Source organism: Flavobacterium flevense, from assembly GCF_900142775.1.
In the GTDB taxonomy this organism is placed as follows: domain Bacteria; phylum Bacteroidota; class Bacteroidia; order Flavobacteriales; family Flavobacteriaceae; genus Flavobacterium; species Flavobacterium flevense.
Map to the genome: position 1 here is coordinate 25,833 of NZ_FRCC01000007.1, position 17,843 is coordinate 43,675.

General features: G+C 34.5%; 18 protein-coding genes and 1 pseudogene. 7 read left to right on the forward strand and 12 right to left on the reverse strand.

Going from position 1 to position 17,843, the window contains the following annotated elements:
• Positions 1 to 32 precede the first annotated feature (32 nt).
• Positions 33 to 1,007 carry a hypothetical protein gene (locus BUB89_RS12160; protein WP_073245455.1) on the reverse strand — a complete coding sequence of 325 codons (975 nt, stop codon included), beginning with the start codon at positions 1,005 to 1,007 and terminating at the stop codon, positions 33 to 35.
• 82 nt (positions 1,008 to 1,089) lie between these two features.
• Here BUB89_RS12160 and BUB89_RS12165 point away from each other — a divergent pair, with 82 nt between their 5' ends.
• Positions 1,090 to 2,214, forward strand: coding sequence for a cysteine desulfurase family protein (locus tag BUB89_RS12165; RefSeq protein ID WP_073245457.1), 1,125 nt, complete (start codon positions 1,090 to 1,092; stop codon positions 2,212 to 2,214).
• A gap of 70 nt (positions 2,215 to 2,284) precedes the next feature.
• On the opposite strand, the gene BUB89_RS12170 is transcribed toward BUB89_RS12165, so the two are convergent.
• The gene (locus BUB89_RS12170) at positions 2,285 to 2,725 is read right to left on the reverse strand and encodes a hypothetical protein (RefSeq protein ID WP_159434579.1); all 441 of its coding nucleotides are present in this window, start codon (positions 2,723 to 2,725) and stop codon (positions 2,285 to 2,287) included.
• A gap of 404 nt (positions 2,726 to 3,129) precedes the next feature.
• Here BUB89_RS12170 and BUB89_RS12175 point away from each other — a divergent pair, with 404 nt between their 5' ends.
• Positions 3,130 to 3,912: a HipA family kinase gene (locus BUB89_RS12175; protein ID WP_073245461.1), complete on the forward strand. Its 783-nt coding sequence runs from the start codon at positions 3,130 to 3,132 to the stop codon at positions 3,910 to 3,912.
• Positions 3,909 to 4,778 carry a DUF3037 domain-containing protein gene (locus BUB89_RS12180; protein WP_073245463.1) on the forward strand — a complete coding sequence of 290 codons (870 nt, stop codon included), beginning with the start codon at positions 3,909 to 3,911 and terminating at the stop codon, positions 4,776 to 4,778. The genes BUB89_RS12175 and BUB89_RS12180 overlap by 4 nt, the downstream gene beginning before the upstream one ends.
• A gap of 416 nt (positions 4,779 to 5,194) precedes the next feature.
• On the opposite strand, the gene map is transcribed toward BUB89_RS12180, so the two are convergent.
• Together map and BUB89_RS12190 are read right to left on the reverse strand one after the other, a co-directional pair.
• Positions 5,195 to 5,959 carry a type I methionyl aminopeptidase gene (map, locus tag BUB89_RS12185; protein ID WP_073245464.1) on the reverse strand — a complete coding sequence of 255 codons (765 nt, stop codon included), beginning with the start codon at positions 5,957 to 5,959 and terminating at the stop codon, positions 5,195 to 5,197.
• Between the two features lie 72 nt (positions 5,960 to 6,031).
• Positions 6,032 to 6,445 carry a winged helix-turn-helix transcriptional regulator gene (locus BUB89_RS12190; RefSeq protein WP_073245466.1) on the reverse strand — a complete coding sequence of 138 codons (414 nt, stop codon included), beginning with the start codon at positions 6,443 to 6,445 and terminating at the stop codon, positions 6,032 to 6,034.
• 96 nt (positions 6,446 to 6,541) lie between these two features.
• On the opposite strand from BUB89_RS12190, the gene BUB89_RS12195 reads away from it, so the two are divergent.
• The 4 genes from BUB89_RS12195 to BUB89_RS12210 are packed head-to-tail and all read left to right on the forward strand — an operon-like array spanning position 6,542 to position 10,181.
• Positions 6,542 to 7,633, forward strand: coding sequence for an alkene reductase (locus BUB89_RS12195; protein WP_073245468.1), 1,092 nt, complete (start codon positions 6,542 to 6,544; stop codon positions 7,631 to 7,633).
• An 18-nt stretch (positions 7,634 to 7,651) separates the two neighbouring features.
• Positions 7,652 to 8,356, forward strand: coding sequence for an SDR family oxidoreductase (locus BUB89_RS12200; protein WP_073245470.1), 705 nt, complete (start codon positions 7,652 to 7,654; stop codon positions 8,354 to 8,356).
• Positions 8,357 to 8,393: 37 nt separating this feature from the next.
• Entirely contained in the window at positions 8,394 to 9,158 is a 765-nt protein-coding gene (locus tag BUB89_RS12205) for an SDR family oxidoreductase (RefSeq protein ID WP_073245472.1), read from the forward strand.
• A 21-nt stretch (positions 9,159 to 9,179) separates the two neighbouring features.
• Positions 9,180 to 10,181, forward strand: a complete 1,002-nt coding sequence (locus BUB89_RS12210; protein WP_073245474.1) for an NADP-dependent oxidoreductase — start codon at positions 9,180 to 9,182, stop codon at positions 10,179 to 10,181.
• 60 nt (positions 10,182 to 10,241) lie between these two features.
• Here the strand turns inward: BUB89_RS12210 and BUB89_RS12215 are convergent, their stop codons facing one another.
• The 8 genes and pseudogenes from BUB89_RS12215 to trpC all read right to left on the reverse strand — a co-directional run bounded on the left by BUB89_RS12215 (position 10,242) and on the right by trpC (position 17,800).
• Positions 10,242 to 11,624 carry a DUF6055 domain-containing protein gene (locus BUB89_RS12215; protein WP_073245476.1) on the reverse strand — a complete coding sequence of 461 codons (1,383 nt, stop codon included), beginning with the start codon at positions 11,622 to 11,624 and terminating at the stop codon, positions 10,242 to 10,244.
• A 74-nt stretch (positions 11,625 to 11,698) separates the two neighbouring features.
• Positions 11,699 to 12,289, reverse strand: a complete 591-nt coding sequence (locus BUB89_RS12220; protein ID WP_073245478.1) for a hypothetical protein — start codon at positions 12,287 to 12,289, stop codon at positions 11,699 to 11,701.
• 212 nt (positions 12,290 to 12,501) lie between these two features.
• Positions 12,502 to 13,260 carry a hypothetical protein gene (locus tag BUB89_RS12225; protein WP_073245480.1) on the reverse strand — a complete coding sequence of 253 codons (759 nt, stop codon included), beginning with the start codon at positions 13,258 to 13,260 and terminating at the stop codon, positions 12,502 to 12,504.
• 384 nt (positions 13,261 to 13,644) lie between these two features.
• Positions 13,645 to 14,406, reverse strand: coding sequence for a tryptophan synthase subunit alpha (gene trpA / locus BUB89_RS12230; RefSeq protein ID WP_073245483.1), 762 nt, complete (start codon positions 14,404 to 14,406; stop codon positions 13,645 to 13,647).
• Positions 14,407 to 14,533: 127 nt separating this feature from the next.
• Complete coding sequence (locus BUB89_RS12235) at positions 14,534 to 14,854, reverse strand: gamma-glutamylcyclotransferase family protein (protein ID WP_073245792.1); 321 nt, start codon at positions 14,852 to 14,854, stop codon at positions 14,534 to 14,536.
• Between the two features lie 132 nt (positions 14,855 to 14,986).
• Entirely contained in the window at positions 14,987 to 16,168 is a 1,182-nt protein-coding gene (trpB, locus tag BUB89_RS18245; RefSeq protein ID WP_073245793.1) for a tryptophan synthase subunit beta, read from the reverse strand.
• A 39-nt stretch (positions 16,169 to 16,207) separates the two neighbouring features.
• A pseudogene (locus BUB89_RS18250) lies at positions 16,208 to 16,813 on the reverse strand (phosphoribosylanthranilate isomerase); the annotation flags it as partial.
• A 195-nt stretch (positions 16,814 to 17,008) separates the two neighbouring features.
• The gene (gene trpC, locus BUB89_RS12250) at positions 17,009 to 17,800 is read right to left on the reverse strand and encodes an indole-3-glycerol phosphate synthase TrpC (protein ID WP_073245485.1); all 792 of its coding nucleotides are present in this window, start codon (positions 17,798 to 17,800) and stop codon (positions 17,009 to 17,011) included.
• Positions 17,801 to 17,843 lie beyond the last annotated feature (43 nt).

Sequence of the window (17,843 nt, forward strand, 5' to 3'; positions counted from 1 at the left end):
ATGAGCGTTTTTTATTTAGAATACAGCCATAATTAGTCTGTGGTAAATAATTCTCCTAAAATATAACTGTCTCCCAGCGTAAAATTAACTATTCCTTTTTGTAAAGAAACTTTCTTTAGAACAATAGTATGTTTATAGCTGTTGGCTCCATTAGTGGTAGTGGTAACTTCTATTATACCAGTGGCTCCGCTTGCATCGGCGACACCGTCCCATTGCTGATTAAGTGTTGGAATAACAGGAGTCGTAGCCTGACAAAAATAAGCTCCAGTTAATGGCGTACCACTATTTAAAAAGGAACGATAGGTTAACACATTAGTGGTAGTCCCAATAAGTCCCGTTCTTGGAGTATTGAGCGGAGTAACTACGTTAGCAATTAAAGCAGGATCAATGTTTAAGATCAAAGCTTCGCTGGTATTGTAGTTGTACACCTCATTAGTAGCAGTACATTTTTCTAAAGTCTGATCAAAATTAAATGGTAAAGAGGTAATGCTAGTTTTATAATCGCCAAAAGGAAAAGTTTCATAAACCTGATCTCCGCTGGACTTAGCAAAAGTTACATTTTTTAATACAATATTATAGTTGTAACCGGTAATTTTAGTACTGTTGTTAGTGTCATCAGTAGTTTTAGATGCTGTTGTTACAATGCGTATTTTACCCGCTGTCGCTACCCATTGATCAGTAATAACAGGAGTGGCCGGAACTATGGTTTCACAGATGTTAGCTGTAGTTAAAACACCATCATAAAAACGATACACCACTCTGTTAGCCGTAGTGCTGATATCCAGTTCAATAGTATCATTCGCAGCAGTTAGATCAGTAGTGAAATTAGTTTTAGGGATTTCCAGGATTAAGGCTTCCTGATCTTTAAGTTTGTATATAATATTATTGTTAGTACAACTTTGGGTCGCAGTGATATCTTCAAAGCTAATATCTTCCTGAGTTAAATCTCCATCATCGCAAGCAGTCAATAATGCCACAAGTAGTAATAGGTTTAGGACTTTTTTCATTTTTTAAATTTTCACAAAAATAGGTAAAAAATGATAAATGCTATTCCACTTTTGATAATTGATATTTTATAACTTTGCAGCAATGAAAAAAATATACCTCGATAACGCCTCAACTACCGCGATCCGACCTGAAGTGGTTCAGGAAATGACTAAAATAATGCTGGAAGATTACGGAAACCCTTCTTCGACGCACAGTTTTGGCCGAAATGCTAAAAATATCCTCGAACTTTCCAGAAAAGCCATCGCCAGACAGCTGAATGTGAATGCACAGGAAATTATTTTTACCTCAGGAGGAACCGAAGCCAATAACTGGATTTTACGTTCGGCCGTTCAGGATTTAGGTATAAAACGAATTATTAGCAGTAAAATAGAGCATCACGCCGTTTTATCAGCCATACAGGCCTTGCAAAAAGAGTTTTCAATTCAGGTAGATTATGTTAAGCTTTTAGCTAATGGCGAGGTCGATTTAACTGATTTATCGGTTTTGTTGTCACAGGAAGTGAAAACCTTAGTGAGTTTAATGCATGTGAATAATGAAACCGGAACTATTTTAAATTTGGAGCGTACTGCATTGATATGCAGGCAATACAATGCTTTGTTTCACTCGGATACCGTACAGTCTATGGGGAAAATGAAACTGGATTTGCAGGCTGCGGCTGTAGATTTCGTTGTAGCCAGTGCACATAAATTTCACGGGCCTAAAGGTGTTGGCTTTGCTTTTGTTCGAAAAAATGCCGGATTGCAACCTTTGTTTTATGGAGGCGAACAGGAAAAAGGCCTCCGTGCCGGAACCGAAGCCGTTCACCAGATTGCAGGAATGGCAAAAGCACTGGATATTTCGTATGCCAATTTAGAGCAGGAAAGACAACACATAACTGCTGTAAAGCAGTATTTAATCGAACAATTAGAGCAACATTTTGCAGGTTTTGCCATCAACGGAAACAGCGATGGATTTTATAATATCGTGAATGTTTTATTGCCTTTTTCAGAAGAAAAAACTGCGATGATTCTATTCCATCTGGATATGCGGGGTATTGCGGTTTCCCGCGGAAGTGCCTGCCAGAGCGGAAGTATCAGACCATCACATGTACTGGCCGAATTACTTCCGGACCACTTAATAAGAAAACCCAGTTTACGTATTTCATTAAGCCATCATAACACTACAGCAGATGTTGACGGCTTAATCGAAGCTTTAAAAACGGTATAAACCAGAAAATCCGTTTCGGTTTTTAAACGATACGGATTTTTTTGTGGGTTTTATAGGGTATAACACATTTCTATTTAGCTAAATCTTCAGATTCCATCTGACCAAAATCATCCAGTTTTCTAATTGATGTTTCGAAAGAAGAATAATCTCGATTAAAAAACAATTTGATTAATTCATCAACCTTATTTTTGTCTTCTACAGTGAACATTTCAAGCCATCTTATGGTTTTTGTTTTACCAAATCCTAAAAATGTTTTTTTCTCTTTGGGATAAATGTAACCTATAATATAGCCAGACTCGTTACCATTTTCAGCCATAGAAATCCAAAAAACTTTTTCGTTTTTTAAATCACTAGTTGTAATAGTAGGCGAAGCTTTATCAGGATATTTATTTGCTTTTTTAATCTGTTCATTCCAAGGAAATAAATCGAAAGCTTTCTGAAAATTCTGATAGTCAGTTTCTCCTTTTTGATCTGCTCGATTATGTTCATAGCCAGCCATTTGACATTCCATATAAATTTATCTTCTTGACTCATTTTGTTTGTATCATTTTGATTGCATGACAGGAAAATGCACGCTAAAATTATAGTATAAATTTGATGTTTCATCGATTTTTGGAAAGGTGTTATAACTTTCAGGTACTACAGCGGGTTTGGGATTAAATTAAGCCATTCTTCGGATTTGCCAAATCATCCAAATACAAAACCAATTTTCTATTAAACCAATTGTTCAAATTTGTAGCGTGTGTTAGGACGTATTTTTATAGATATCGTAAATTAGTCTTTTATTATCAATTTGCTTTTAGCTATATGTTTATTTAAAAATAAAGATAATAACAGTGAAAAATAAATTAATTTTAGTAGTTAAAATTGTAGTATAAAATTTATTTCCTACATTTCGCTTGTCAAAACAAGCTTATGCACCCGCTACAACTGTTACTTATTAACGGAAAAATAAATGATAGTTCTAATTATCCACTTGAGATTTGGGGATTAGACAAAGATAATCAAAGGTCTATCTATTATGCAAAGCCATTTAGAAATATTGGAATAAATACATTTCCAACCGCAAAGGAGATAATAGGGTGTGAATTGGCTTTGATGTTTGATTTACCAACTCCTAGATATGGCATCATAAATATTGAGGAAAGTAAATTGACTTGTTACTATTCGGAAAATGAAGTGCGTAAATTTCATAAAGGTTATAAATTTTGCAGTAAAAAAATAGACCAATATGTTATATTTAATCCATATGTTTCTTTCGGTTTTTTAAGAGATTATGAAATAGCAGGCATATTTGCTTTTGATGTGTTAATGCAAAATTCCGATAGGGGATCTAGAGGAAAACCAAATCTTTTAATAAATGATGACAGTTTAGTGATGATCGATCACGAGTTAACATTATCCTTTATAAGTGATAAGCTACCATCAAGGAATTATGAGAATAATATACGTAATTACCCTTTTTATTGTCATACGCTGATTAGTCATTTAAAAATAATAAAAGAAAAAAGTTATATCTTTGACGAGTTTTTAGAACACTTACGTCTTTTAAATATTGACAGTTTAAATAGTGTGTTTGATGATATGGATAGATTTAACATAGAGTATGGAGAAAGATTGGATTATTTTGCGTACTTTGAATGGTGTAAAAACAATATAACGACCATTAAAAACTATCTAATAGGAATGATACAATGAAAGATAACTTTTACACATATTGCCTTTTAAAATATAAACACTCGCCTTTTTTAGACGAAAGTGTTAATATTGGAGTGCTTATATATTTTGGTGATTCTCAAAGATTTTCCTTTAAGTATTCAAAAAATTTAAGCCGCATTAAAAGTATTTATAATAATGTTCCTGAAAAAACAGTAAAAGAATATTTAAGACAGATACACAATAGATTACTGAAATATCAATCAACTAATGAAGATATTTTTCCGTTAAATGATTCTAACTTAAAAGAGTTTTTACAGCATAATATTTTACCAATAGATAGTAGTGTTTTGCAATTTTCTACTTTTAAAACAGATGTTCAAGATATAAATGAATCAATAATAGAAGATATAATTTTTGAGCAATATTTTATTGAAGATATTAAAGCTTCAAATAATCAATCACAAGAGCCAAAAATTATCTCTCATCTATATAGTGAACTTAGAAAATCTGGATTTTATGAGGTTGTTAATAAAAATAGAGTTCAAAAAGATTTTAATGTTAAAACAAATACAGGTAATTTTAATTTTGATTTTGCTTGGAAAAATGGAGTTTGGAATTTAGTAAAACCTGTTGGTTTTGATTTAAAAACTGGAGATGGAATTATACAAAAAGCTCGAAATAATTTAGGGGAATTTACCGATTTAGAAAGTGAAGTTAAGGCACAATATAAATGTGCTATTATTGTTGGTAAACCATCAGATAGGAAACTATATAGTAATTATACAAAAGCTTTAGATATACTTCATAAACTTCCGAAAACGATTAAAATTTTAGAGGAAAATGATCTTAAACAGTATTCAAAAGAGGTTGTTGAAGCAGTTTCTAAAGAAAATAGTGATATTTAATTATATTGACAAATCTTACAAAATTAATTAACTAACTTTATTTCTGAATTATTTCCAGCTGGATTTCGAGTTTCTCGATATAGGTGTTCTTTTCTTCCAGCTCTTTTTCAATCATTGTTGAAAGAATTAAAATAAAACATAACAAAAATAATCTGTGGTAATCTGTGTAATCTGCGGTTAAAAAAATAGCAATACCAATGGCAATAGCAATGGCAAAATGAAATAGACAATTTGAATTTTAGCTACAGATTTTGGAATTTTAACACAATACTAAAAATAATCTGTGTAATCTGTGGTTAAAAAAACTGCAATTGCAATGTTAATGACAATAGCAATAGTAAAAAAACATATTAAAACAGAAAATCCGTTTCGGTTTTTAAACGAGACGGATTTTATATGTTTTTTAGATTTGCTTTTTAATTCCAGATTTCATTTGCTGCTGTAAGAATTACGGGAGCATTGTCGGTTATCAAAATCGTGTGTTCGTGTTGTGTTACAAATCCGCCTTTGTTTCCTACTAGTGTCCAGCCGTCTCTTAATCCAACAGCAATAGTGGAATGGGTTGAAATAAAAGTTTCAATGGCAACAGTGGTATTTTTTTTAAATCGTTCCCGATTAGTTTTTACCCTGTAATTTAAAATATTCTCCGGTTTTTCGTGTAAACTTCTGCCCACACCATGACCTGCTAAATTTTTGATTACTTTATATCCGGATTTTTTGGCTTCGGATTCTATTAGAAAACCAATTTCAGAAATCAGAACGCCACCTTTGATGTTTTGAATTGCTTTTTTCAAAATTTCTTTTGATGCATCAACAAGAGGCTGGTGGTTGTGAATGTCTTTTCCCAATACAAAAGATCCACCGTTATCCGACCAAAAACCGTTAAGTTCGGCTGAAACATCAATGTTAATTAAATCACCTTCTTTCAATATTTTTTTCTCAGATGGAATTCCGTGAGCCGCTTCCTGATTGATACTGATACAGGTATATCCTGGAAATTTGTACGTTTCATAAGGTGCAGATTTAGCTCCGTAACTCTTTAAAATCGTACCTCCGTAATTATCCAGTTCTTTAGTTGACATTCCGGCTTTGGCGTAAGCCCTCATCATTTTTAGTGTTGTGGCAACCACTTCACTAATTTTTTTCATTCCTTCCAGTTCCGATTCTTTTGTAATTGACATCTGCTATTTATTTTATTTGGAAAACAAATTTACGAATTTAGGTAACCTTTTTAATTTACAGTGCTAATTTTATCAGATCACTTTTTTTAATTCACTTTTTGCATTTTTTATAAATCCTTCTTTGTCTTTTTTTATTTCTTCCAGGATAGATTTTCTGTCAGCCGGTAATATAGAATATTTATCTGCCCAGAGGTTTATTTCGATCATTAAAGGTAATAGATCAATTCCTTTTAAGGTGAGTTTGTACAGCACTTTTGCCTTACTATCAGGATGGTTTGATTTACTGATGATACCATTTTCTTCGAGCATTAATAATCGGGCTGCCAGAATATTGGTTGCTATTTTTTCATCTGATTTTAGAAAATCCCCATAAGTACATTGTTTTAATATCATTAAATCTCTGATAATAAGCAATGACCATTTGTCTCCCCATACGTCCAGAGAGCAGCTAATTGGGCATTCGGATCTTTTTTTTGTAGTTGCCATAAAAAATAATTTATAAAATCACTTGCAAATTGAAAGTTGTTTGTATATTTGTACTTGCAAAACGCAAGCAAATTTACAAATTAATTTAGAAACATAATGAAAAATTTATCAATTTTTGATTCTTATCAGCTAAATGGAGTAGCACTAACTAACCGAATTGTGATGGCTCCTATGACAAGAAGCCGATCTAATAATCCAGAGAATGTAGCGACTGAACTTACGGCAAAGTATTATGAACAACGAGCTTCGGCAGGCTTGATTATTACAGAAGGTACTTTTATAAGTGAAGAAGCGGTAGGTGTTGTCAACGTTCCCGGAATTTATACTGCAGCACAAGTGGAAGGCTGGAAATTAACCACCAGAGCTGTTCATCTAAAAGGAGGGAAAATCGTGGCTCAATTGTGGCATACCGGTGCGTACTCACATCCTGATTTGCACAATGGAAAAAAACCTCTGGCTCCATCAGCTGTGAATCCGAATCAACAGGTTTTTACCGCCGAAGGTTTTAAACCCTCTGAAACTTCGCAAGCAATGACTATTGAAGACATCAAAAGAACCATTGCCGATTTTAAACAGGCAGCAATCAATGCTTTCGAAGCAGGTTTTGACGGTGTAGAACTTCACGGTGCTAATGGTTATTTGTTGCAACAATTCTTCAGCAAAAACACCAACTTACGTGAAGATGAATATGGTGGTTCTGTTGAAAATCGAGCCAGAATTTTGTTTGAGATTCTGGACGAATTGAAACAAGTAGTTGATATTAAAAAGGTAGCAATTCGCCTTAATCCATCTTTAAACGGAATCATGGGAATTTTAGTTGATGATGAAAGCATTGCGCTGTATGACTATATCGTAAACCGATTAAACGATTATGGTTTGGCTTACATTCATCTGATTGAACCTTTTACGGATGTTTCCGGTATTTCTGATGCTATTCAGGAAGTGGCGAAGCATTTTCGAAAAATATACAAAGGAACCATCATTATCAACAGAGGATTTAATAAAGAAACTGCAACTCAAGTCTTGAATGATGGCGATGCCGATTTGGTTTCTTTTGGAGTTCCATTTATTGCAAATCCTGATTTGGTTGAAAGATTCAAAACCGATGCTGCACTTAATGCACCAGACCAAAATACCTTTTATACACCCGGTGAAAAAGGATATACCGATTATCCAACATTAAAATAATTTAATATTTCGAAAATAATGAAAACAACAGGAAGTACCGTATTTATAAGCGGAGGAAGTGCAGGAATTGGGTTGGCTATTGCTAAAAAATTAAGCGCAGCAGGGAACAAGATTATCATTAATGGACGTAATGAAGAACGTCTACAAAAAGCCTTAAAAGAATTGGACAATGCTGTCGCCATACAAGGAGATTTATCTATAGAAGCAGATCGAATTCGTATTGCAAAACAGTTAAAGGAAGATTATTTTGGTGTCAATATCATCATTAACAATGCCGGAGCCGCTTTTGGCTATTTGCTAAGCGAAACGACTAATGCACACGAAAAAGCAGCTATCGAAATGAATACTAATTATTTTAGTGTGATTCATTTTACTGAATTGATGTTACCGCATTTAGTCGAAAAATCCGCAGCCGCGGTTATAAATGTTTCCTCAATTTCAGTTTTTGCCAGTCATAAATTTTTACCCACTTATGGTGCTACTAAAGCCGCTTTGCATAGTTATACTGTGGCTTTAAGAGATACTTATGAAGAAGTGAAAAATGTACAAATTTATGAAGTGTATCCGCCATTGGTAAACACAGAATTCTCAGCAGAAATAGGCGGAGCTAACGGAATACCTGCGTCAGAAGTAGCTGATGAATTGTTTTTAGCATTGGAAAAAAATCAATTTGATGTACCGGTAGGAGATACCAAACAGTTTTTTCAAAAAGAACTTTTGTAACCAGAAAATCACTTTCTTACCATTAAAAAAGCAGACAATGAATTTAAAAGGAAAAACAATCCTGATTACAGGAGGCGCTTCGGGAATAGGTCTGGAAGCAGCTAGGCAATTTTTAGATTTGGGTACAAAGGTTATCATCACCGGAAGAAATCAGCAGAAGTTAGATGCCGCTAAAAAATTATATCCACAACTGACCGCTATACAAAGTGATGTGGCAAATCCAGCAGAAGCGCTATTACTTTTTGATACAATAAAAGAAATAGGTGGCATTGATATTTTATACAATAATGCGGGAGTAGGAGTAGCACCCTTAAATTTAGGTTTGACCAATGAAAAACATCTGGAAGGAGCTATTTATGAAATGGATGTCAATTATTTTGGTGTCATTCGGTTGAATAACCTTTTTCTGGATATGTTAAAATCAAGAAAAGAAAGTGCCATTATTAATACCACTTCTATTTTAAGTTATGTACCTTCATTGCTGGAAGCAACTTATTCGGCATCTAAAACGGCATTGGCATTTTACACCCAGTCACTTCGAGAACATTTAAAGATAGCAAACAGCAATGTGAAAGTTTTTGAATTATTACCACCACTGGTTGCTACTGAGATGACTGCAGAAAGAGATGAAAAAAAAATAAGTGCTGAAGAATTAGTAAAAGGCCTGATTGACGGATTAAAAAGAGATCAATACACCATTCGTGTGGGAGATACTAAAGTCGTTTATCTGTTGAATCGCTTTTTTCCAAAGTTTACTTTTGGCTTAATTAATCCAAAGAAAAGTCATCAGTTTTTAAAATAATAATTTCATAAATAAAGTAAAATGAAAGCATTTGTCATTAATAAATACAGCAAAAAAGAAGGTTTACAGCTTGCTAATGTGGCTATTCCGGAAGTAAAAGAGCATGATGTTCTGGTAGAAGTACATGCTTCGGGTTTGAATGTTTTGGATTCTAAAATAAAGTCGGGAGAATTCAAATTAATTTTACCTTATAAGCTTCCGCTAATTTTAGGACACGATGTGGCAGGCGTGATTACTAAGGTAGGGAATAAGGTAACAAAGTTTAAAACAGGTGATGCCGTTTATGCCAGAGTTGCTGATTTTCGCATAGGTACACTGGCCGAATTTATTGCCATAGATGAAAAGGATGTGGCATTAAAACCTCAGAATATTTCTATCGAAGAAGCAGCATCCATTCCATTAGTGGCTTTAACGGTCTGGCAGGCTTTTGTTGAAAATGCAAAACTTCAAAAAGGGCAAAAAGTATTTATTCAGGCAGGATCAGGTGGTGTGGGAACAATTGCCATTCAGTTAGCCAAACATCTGGGAGCTACTGTAGCTACTACAGCCAGTGAAAAAAGTTTTGAAATGCTTAAAAACCTTGGAGCTGATGTGCTGATTGATTATAAAACACAGGATTTTGAAACTATTCTGAAAGAGTATGATGTGGTATTGAATAGTCAGGATACCAATACCTTAGAAAAATCATTGCGAATTGTAAAACCTGGAGGAAAAGTAATCTCTATTTCCGGACCGCCTACAGCCGATTTTGCAAAAGCAATTGGAGCACCTTGGTTTGTCAAAGTCATTTTGTCTCTTATAAGTTCCGGAATTCGTAAAAAGGCGAAAAAACTGGGCGTGAACTATTCTTTTCTTTTTATGAAAGCAGATGGAACACAACTAAGCCAAATTACATCCCTGATTGAATCGGGAGCAATAAAGCCGGTTTTAGATAAGGTTTTTCCGTTCGAACAAACAAATGATGCTTTAGCTTATGTTGAAAGTGGTCGTGCCAAAGGAAAAGTAGTAGTTAGGGTAAAGTAAGTTGTTTTTTGATTGTAATTTTCAGATTTTTAATGACTTATAAAAGTAAAACCGTTTCAGTTATTGAATAGTGGTATTTGTAAATTTAACTTGATACGGAAAATTTTCGTCGTTATCCAGTTTGTCATCCCAAACATGGTTTCTGTGTTCGCTGGCAGCTCCCGTTACTACTAACCAAAGTTCTTTGGCTCCTTCGGGTATGGTGATTTTGGCAGTACCTTGTTTGTCTTTTTTCATTTTACCATAAACTGCAGCGTCATTTTCTTTAATAACAACAAAACCATAACGCCATCCTTCTATAGAAGACCATTGTCCTTTTAATCCTTCGAAATCAACAGCGACTTTGGTTCCTGATTTCGGAATACTAAGTGGGATGGCATTGTAACCATAAGCTTGAGGAATTTGCTTGTTGGCTATTCGATAATAACCATTTTTAGCAACTTCAAGAGATGTATGATGGCTGTGTTTTTTTTGATCCACAGCAGACAATCCTTTAATAAAAGACCTATTGTGGTTTCCTAAAGGATAATCCCAGGCAACATTTTTGCAGGCATATTCAAAAAATTCATCATTCAATTGTTCCTGATTGATTCCTGTAATTCTTTTATAAGTTTGCAGCGGATGTTCCGGAACTTTAGCACCTCGCCATAGTTTTCCTAAAAATTCTATTCCGTGTTTTTGTTTCCAAAATTCCATAAAATACATCGATTGGTATCGGTAATCTTCATGTGAGAAATGTTTGTGTGCATTTTCTAAAAAATGAGGAATCTCCCGTGTGAAACTGCTGTTATTGATTTGCCAGGACATGAATTGTGCACATTGCTCCCAAAATTGCCCCACATAATTTTGATCTCTAAAACCATAATTTCCATCGCAGGCGGTTTGATATTGAAAAGTATGACCAAACTCATGCGCTAAAGCCGAATCGGTTCTTAATGCCCAGGGATTAACCCATAAAGCCCCAATAACATTGTCATAACCCGCTCCGGTGGCCAACCATTCTTCCTGATAACGCAGTATGATAATCATTCGGTATTGATCAGTTTTTGACTTTCCTTTTACCACAAATTGCATCGTGTCACGATAATAAGAATAATACTTTTCGGCTTTTGCCAATATCGTATTGATATCTACAGAAAGCTTGGTGTTAGCAACCTTATCAGGAAATTGTCCAAATCCTTTTTCCCAAAAAACAATAATGTTGTCCGAAGAAGCACTTCTTTGATAACTCCATTCACTATCGTCAGCATCAAAATCATTGTTTTTAAATTCAACAGGAATGTAGATTTCTTTTCCTCCAATTGGCTTTTCGCCAAAAGTATAAGTGAATTTGGAAGAAGCTGTAGTTTTAGAATCGGAAACAGTGCTTGCAGTAACTTGACCAGAAAAACTTAAGATAACAGAAAATATAAAAAGGGTTTTAAAGAAAGAAAAAGGTTTCATGGTTTGGTTTTTTGGTTGTTTTCGGTCACTATCTACTTAAATAAAATTTATAAAATGAAGCATTTGCAACGCAGCTAATTTAATAACTTATCCCAAATACCTTCTCCTTTTAGTTTAATCACGAAATTTTTAGCAGTTAGTGTTTTATCAATCGAAGCATAATTGGTTTCGGTAATGGTATTTTTAAAATAATATTTCCCTTTGCAATCAAATTTTCTCCAAATAGTTTCAAATGATTTGCACTTTTCGGTTTTATAAAAATATTTAGGTTGATCGTTGATTGTGTCAGTTTCGCTTTCCCAATTATATTCTTTTTGAACCATTACAGAATTAAATTTTAATTGTACTTTTTCATTTTCTATTTTATATTTTCCACTATAATAAGTGTCAGCTTCTAAACAATAATCAACACAAATAAAGTTTTCATTATCTAAAAATAAATAGTTACTAGTACAACAATCACATTCTCCAAATGATTCGCATTTTTCAACGTTAAATTCTGGGGCTAAAAGATACAATGTGTTTGATAATGTGAAATTTTCCACATGTTCATTTTCTTTTAATTTCTTGTTAGGAATCTGTTCTTTTTTAGTTCGATTGCAACTAATGGAAAAGGATAACAGTAAAGAAAATAAAGGAATGATGAATACTTTTTTTAGGTTCATTCTATTGATTTTTTTAATGAGCCGCGTTACAAACGCTACGATTTGTTTTTTAATGTAAGTAGGTACTCGATGCAATCGAGCACCAGTTTGGGGGAGGTTGCGAGCTGTGGAACAGAGTACTTTCGGCTAAGATAAAATTTCTTGCGAAATGTAAACGTGTATTTACTACAAAATTCGCAATCTTGCCAAACGCCTGTTAGCGGTTCGTTGTTTTATTCAGTTATTAATGTTCCGTCTTCCGTTAATATTATTTTTCCATTTTTTTCGACTTCAATGGTAAAGTCTGGATCATTATCTTTTCCAATGATATTTCTGTAAACTTTGTAAATATACTTTCCATTTGAGAATGAAATAATGTGATTTCCTCCGCTTCCTTCAGATTCCCATTTCCCATTTTTTAAAATAATGTCTGGTTTTGTTGATTCTTGTTCTCCAATTTTCCAAGAAGAATATCTGTATTTGTAATCAGATAATTTATCAATTCTGATTAAATAGTTTTTAGACTTTATTTTATATGTTGGGCTTTCAAATATTTTTAATGATTTATGTAGAACATCTCTTTCTTTTAATATTAAGTCTTTTCGTAGTTGTTTTTCAAAGATGCTTTGATAAGTTACAGCAAAAATTTTTCCTTCGTCATTAATCCACACAAGACCTGCGTCTAACATTATTCCTCTCCAACCTACTTCTGACCATTGCTCTATCTTTGAATTAGCAATCTTATCAATGATAGTTTTGTCAAAGACTTCGTTAAATCTTTGTTTAAATTCTTCCTTGTTTTTTATGCTAGGTATTGGATATTCTCTGTGTAAAGGGAGATTAATTATACTTGAAATGCTATCAATGTTTTTCTCTTTGAAAAAAGTTATAATATTATTGATATTTGCTACTTTGTACTCGTTAAGTTTTTCACTTTGAGCATAGCCAATTCTAGTTATAAGTAATATTAAGAATAATAGTCTAAATTTCATTTCGTGTGTCTGTTTACAATGACCGCTAACTTTATATAGCAGCCATAAATGGCTACAATCTCCCTAAAATCGGGTTGCTTTGTGTGATAAACGTTAGAGTTTATTTTCTTAGCTAATATATAAAAAAATCTTACAAAAAATAGCTGGCTAACTTTATTTTTTGAATTTCCCTTAGCGTTTCCAACTGGATTTCCAGTTCTTTTTTAATCATTTTTTGGAAGAATTGAAATAAACACATAAAAAAATAATCTGTGTTAATCTGTGTAATTTGCGGTTATAAAAGAAACTGTAATAGGAATGAACTATCGCCATAAAAAAAATACCGCAAATTCACAAAATTTTAATCTGCGAATCTGCGGTAAAATAAATTTATAAGAAGTAAAACTATCGAATTGCTTTTACAAAATCAGCAATTTTTCCGCTTCCATTTTCTTTTAAGTGAGTGATAAATGCGCTACCAATAATAGCGCCTTTGGCATATTGTGTAGCCTGGTTGAACGTTTCGGCATTATTGATTCCGAAGCCTACAATTTGTGGGTTTTTCAAGTTCAAATTGGCAATGCGTTTGAAATAGTCTTCCTGTGTGCTTCCAAAACCAGCTGAAGATCCTGTAACACTAGCCGAGCTTACCATATAGATAAATCCGCTGGAAACGCTGTCTATAAAACGAATACGCTCATGAGATGTTTGCGGTGTAATCAGGAATATATTAATCAAACCATACTTGTCAAAAGTCGCTTTGTATTCTTCCGCATATACATCTACCGGAAGGTCAGGAATGATTAATCCATCAATACCAACTTCGGCACATTTTGCACAAAAAGCCTCCACACCAAATTGCAACATCGGGTTGAAATATCCCATGATTACTAACGGAATAGCAACTGTTTTACGGATGTCTTTGAGTTGGTCAAACAAAATTTGGGTAGTCATTCCGTTGTGTAAAGCAGCGGTAGAACTGGCTTGAATGGTAGGACCATCGGCTAATGGATCGCTGAAAGGCAAACCAATTTCAATCATGTCTATTCCGTTCTTTTCCAGATCCTGGATAATTTGTACCGTATCGTTTAAGTTAGGATATCCCGCCGAAAAGTAGATGGAAAGGATCTTTTTATCTTCCTGTAATTTTTGTTCGATTCTGTTCATTGTATTTTTTTTAAAGCCTAAAATCCGTCGAGTTAGTCATTCCGAGGAACGAAGGAATCACATTAAGTGATTTAGATAGTGAGATTCCTTCGTTCCTCGGAATGACAAACTGTGTGTTAGTTTGTTGTTAATTAGTAACAATATACGCCCAAGCCGTTTGCAGCGATTCTAAGGTTACTTCGATGCGTTTGTAATGCAAACCTTCGTAGGTATCTGCAAGATGTACATCTTCTTCAGAAATATCATATACTAATCCCGTAACAATATCGTCTGGATTTTCGGTAGCAACAATTATTGGGTATTTTTCTATTCCAAATTCTTCTTCAATTTCGATATAGTTAATTACAAAACCGACTAATTTGTCTGGAACTCCTTTTAGAGAGCGTCCAAATATATTTTCCTGAATGTCTTTGTCTTTTAAAGTTCCGTAAGCGAATAATTTTTCCATTTGTTCTGGTTTGATAATTGAACGTTCTTTATTAGTTTTTGCGTTAGGGATGGCAGCGGAGCTCTCCCGATTTTTCATCGGGAAGCGGGAGCATACAGCCCGACCCCTTTTTTTCTAAGGGGTAACGCCCTGTTAAATTTTAAAATGCTCGATATAATTGCTTAAATCCTTATCACCTCGTCCTGAAAGACAAATGACAACTACATCTTCGGGTTTGAATTTTTTATCGTTCAGCACGGCTAAAGCGTGCGAAGATTCGATTGCCGGAATAATGCCTTCGAGTTTGCTTAATTCAAGTCCGGCGTCCATAGCATCATCATCAGTTACGGAGAAAAACTCGGCACGACCTGTTTCGGCCAAATGGGCGTGCATAGGACCAACACCAGGATAATCTAAACCTGCCGAAATAGAATAAGGCTCGGTGATTTGTCCATCTGGAGTTTGCATCAAAAGGGTTTTACAACCGTGAATGATACCTACTTTTCCCAGTTTGCTTGTAGCAGCACTGTGTCCGGAATGAATTCCTTTACCGGCGGCTTCTACGGCAATAATTCCTACTTCGGGTTCGTGTAAAAAGTGGTAAAAAGTACCGGCAGCATTACTACCGCCACCAATACAGGCCACTACATAATCAGGATTTTCACGTCCTTCTTTTTCTTTTAACTGCCATTTTATTTCCTCAGAAATGATACTTTGAAAACGGGTTACCATATCCGGATAAGGATGCGGCCCAATGGCGGAACCAATAATATAATGGGTGTCAACAGGATTGTTAATCCAGTCGCGAATAGCCTCGTTAGTGGCGTCTTTTAAGGTTCTTGAACCCGAAAGAGCCGGACGAACTGTTGCACCCAGCATTTTCATACGGGCAACATTTGGAGCCTGACGGGCAATGTCAATTTCGCCCATATATACAATACATTCCAATCCCATTAAAGCACAAACGGTAGCAGTTGCCACACCGTGTTGTCCGGCACCGGTTTCGGCAATGATGCGTTTTTTACCCAGTTTTTTAGCTACTAAAATCTGTCCGATGGTATTGTTGATTTTGTGTGCTCCGGTATGATTTAAATCTTCTCTTTTCAGGTAGATTTTAGTATTGTGCTTTTCAGAAAGACGTTTGGCAAAATACAACGGACTAGGGCGTCCTACATAATCTTTTAATAATTGGTCAAACTCCGCCTTAAAATCGGGTTCGGCCATGATTTTTAAATATTGTTGGCGTAATTCCTCAACATTAGGATATAACATTTCAGGAATGTAAGCTCCTCCAAACTGGCCATAATAGCCTTTTTCATCAACGTTGTATGACATTTTATTTGTTTTATTGGTAGCAATGCGTTGTAGCGCATCTTTACATAATTGTACGTTTTTTAATCCCGGTTCTATTTCAAATTTACTGTTTACATCAATAGCATAAACCGGTAAATTAGTTTTTATTATTTCATTAACAGCATCTATTTCATCAATTCCTATTCCGCCACTCAGGAAAAATGGTTTTTGAGAAGGATATTGCTCTAAAACTTTCCAGTCAAATGTGGTTCCGTTTCCTCCGGGTAATTTTCCTTTGGTATCAAAAAGAAAATAGTCACAAACGGCTTCAAATGGTGCAAGTACAGAAAAATCAAAATCATCGGCTACCGAAAATACTTTTATAATTTCAATAGGAAGTTTCAGATTTTGAAATTCAGTTTTCAAATTTAAACAAAAATCTACAGATTCTTTTCCATGCAACTGAACTGCCTGTAAATTATGTTTTTGAACTTTATCAATTATATTTTCGATGGTTTCATTGACAAAAACACCGGTTTTTTTAATGGATTTAGCTAACTCAGGAATAACACCATCAAAATAACGAGCCGATTTTTCCCAGAATATAAATCCCATATAATCGGGCAGGAGCGAGCCTGTCTCGAGAATATTATCGGGATATTTCATGCCGCAGATTTTGGTTTTCATTTAGTTCTATTTTTTTTTACCGCAAAGATTCACGAAGTTTTTTCGCAAAGGTTCGCAAAGTTTTTTTCTGCCTTCTAAAATCTGAAATCTAATTTCTAATTTTTTTACCGCAAAGATTCACGAAGTTTTTTCGAAAAGTTTAGAAACTTCCAGGCTTGCTTAAGCTGATAGCTTGTAACTTCCATCTCCCAACTTCTAACTTCTAACTCCCAACTTCTCAATAAACTCCGTTGCGGCTTTACCAGCATTGTCCGTTTTCATGAAGTTTTCACCTATTAAAAATCCTTTGTAACCATAAGGTTTTAGTTCGTTGATAGCATCCACTGAGCTGATACCGCTTTCAGAAACTTTTACAAACTCATTCGGAATTTGATCAGCTAATTGCTTACTGAAATCCAGACTTACTTCGAATGTTTTTAAGTTTCGGTTGTTTACACCGATCATATCCAGTGTAGGCATGATGGATTTTTCTAATTCTTCCTGATTGTGAACTTCTAATAAAACTTCTAATTCTAAGCTTTTGGCAAATTCTGATAAAGATTTGATTTCTTCGCGGGTTAAAACCGCTGCGATTAGCAAAATCAAATCGGCTCCGTGGGCTTTAGCTTCCAGGATTTGGTATTCGTCCACAATGAATTCTTTTCGCAATAACGGAATATTTACTGAGGCTCTTGCCAATAATAAATCGTCCAGAGAACCACCAAAATATTTTCCGTCTGTTAAAACTGAAATTCCGCAAGCTCCGGCACTTTCATAGCCTTTTACTACTTCTTCCACCGTAAAACCATAATTAATTTCGGCTTTAGAAGGCGAACGACGTTTGTGTTCTGCAATGATTCCAGAATTGCTGTTTCTTAAATTGTTGCTTAAAGAAATTGTCTTTTTCTCAAAGAAAATCGAAGCTTCCAATTGTGAAACCGGAATGATTGATTTTTTAAGAATGACTTCTCTTTTCTTGTCAACGATTATTTTATCTAGTATGTTCATTTTTTTAAGATGCTAAGTTTCTAAGATACTGAGGTACTTAGTT

What these genes read in the sequence shown, in the direction of transcription:
- BUB89_RS12160 (WP_073245455.1), bottom strand. Translation starts at nt 1,007, where the DNA reads ATGAAAAAAGTCCTAAACCTATTACTACTTGTGGCATTATTGACTGCT.
- BUB89_RS12165 (WP_073245457.1), top strand. Translation starts at nt 1,090, where the DNA reads ATGAAAAAAATATACCTCGATAACGCCTCAACTACCGCGATCCGACCT.
- BUB89_RS12170 (WP_159434579.1), bottom strand. Translation starts at nt 2,725, where the DNA reads ATGGAATGTCAAATGGCTGGCTATGAACATAATCGAGCAGATCAAAAA.
- BUB89_RS12175 (WP_073245461.1), top strand. Translation starts at nt 3,130, where the DNA reads ATGCACCCGCTACAACTGTTACTTATTAACGGAAAAATAAATGATAGT.
- BUB89_RS12180 (WP_073245463.1), top strand. Translation starts at nt 3,909, where the DNA reads ATGAAAGATAACTTTTACACATATTGCCTTTTAAAATATAAACACTCG.
- map (WP_073245464.1), bottom strand. Translation starts at nt 5,959, where the DNA reads ATGTCAATTACAAAAGAATCGGAACTGGAAGGAATGAAAAAAATTAGT.
- BUB89_RS12190 (WP_073245466.1), bottom strand. Translation starts at nt 6,445, where the DNA reads ATGGCAACTACAAAAAAAAGATCCGAATGCCCAATTAGCTGCTCTCTG.
- BUB89_RS12195 (WP_073245468.1), top strand. Translation starts at nt 6,542, where the DNA reads ATGAAAAATTTATCAATTTTTGATTCTTATCAGCTAAATGGAGTAGCA.
- BUB89_RS12200 (WP_073245470.1), top strand. Translation starts at nt 7,652, where the DNA reads ATGAAAACAACAGGAAGTACCGTATTTATAAGCGGAGGAAGTGCAGGA.
- BUB89_RS12205 (WP_073245472.1), top strand. Translation starts at nt 8,394, where the DNA reads ATGAATTTAAAAGGAAAAACAATCCTGATTACAGGAGGCGCTTCGGGA.
- BUB89_RS12210 (WP_073245474.1), top strand. Translation starts at nt 9,180, where the DNA reads ATGAAAGCATTTGTCATTAATAAATACAGCAAAAAAGAAGGTTTACAG.
- BUB89_RS12215 (WP_073245476.1), bottom strand. Translation starts at nt 11,624, where the DNA reads ATGAAACCTTTTTCTTTCTTTAAAACCCTTTTTATATTTTCTGTTATC.
- BUB89_RS12220 (WP_073245478.1), bottom strand. Translation starts at nt 12,289, where the DNA reads ATGAACCTAAAAAAAGTATTCATCATTCCTTTATTTTCTTTACTGTTA.
- BUB89_RS12225 (WP_073245480.1), bottom strand. Translation starts at nt 13,260, where the DNA reads ATGAAATTTAGACTATTATTCTTAATATTACTTATAACTAGAATTGGC.
- trpA (WP_073245483.1), bottom strand. Translation starts at nt 14,406, where the DNA reads ATGAACAGAATCGAACAAAAATTACAGGAAGATAAAAAGATCCTTTCC.
- BUB89_RS12235 (WP_073245792.1), bottom strand. Translation starts at nt 14,854, where the DNA reads ATGGAAAAATTATTCGCTTACGGAACTTTAAAAGACAAAGACATTCAG.
- trpB (WP_073245793.1), bottom strand. Translation starts at nt 16,168, where the DNA reads ATGTCATACAACGTTGATGAAAAAGGCTATTATGGCCAGTTTGGAGGA.
- trpC (WP_073245485.1), bottom strand. Translation starts at nt 17,800, where the DNA reads ATGAACATACTAGATAAAATAATCGTTGACAAGAAAAGAGAAGTCATT.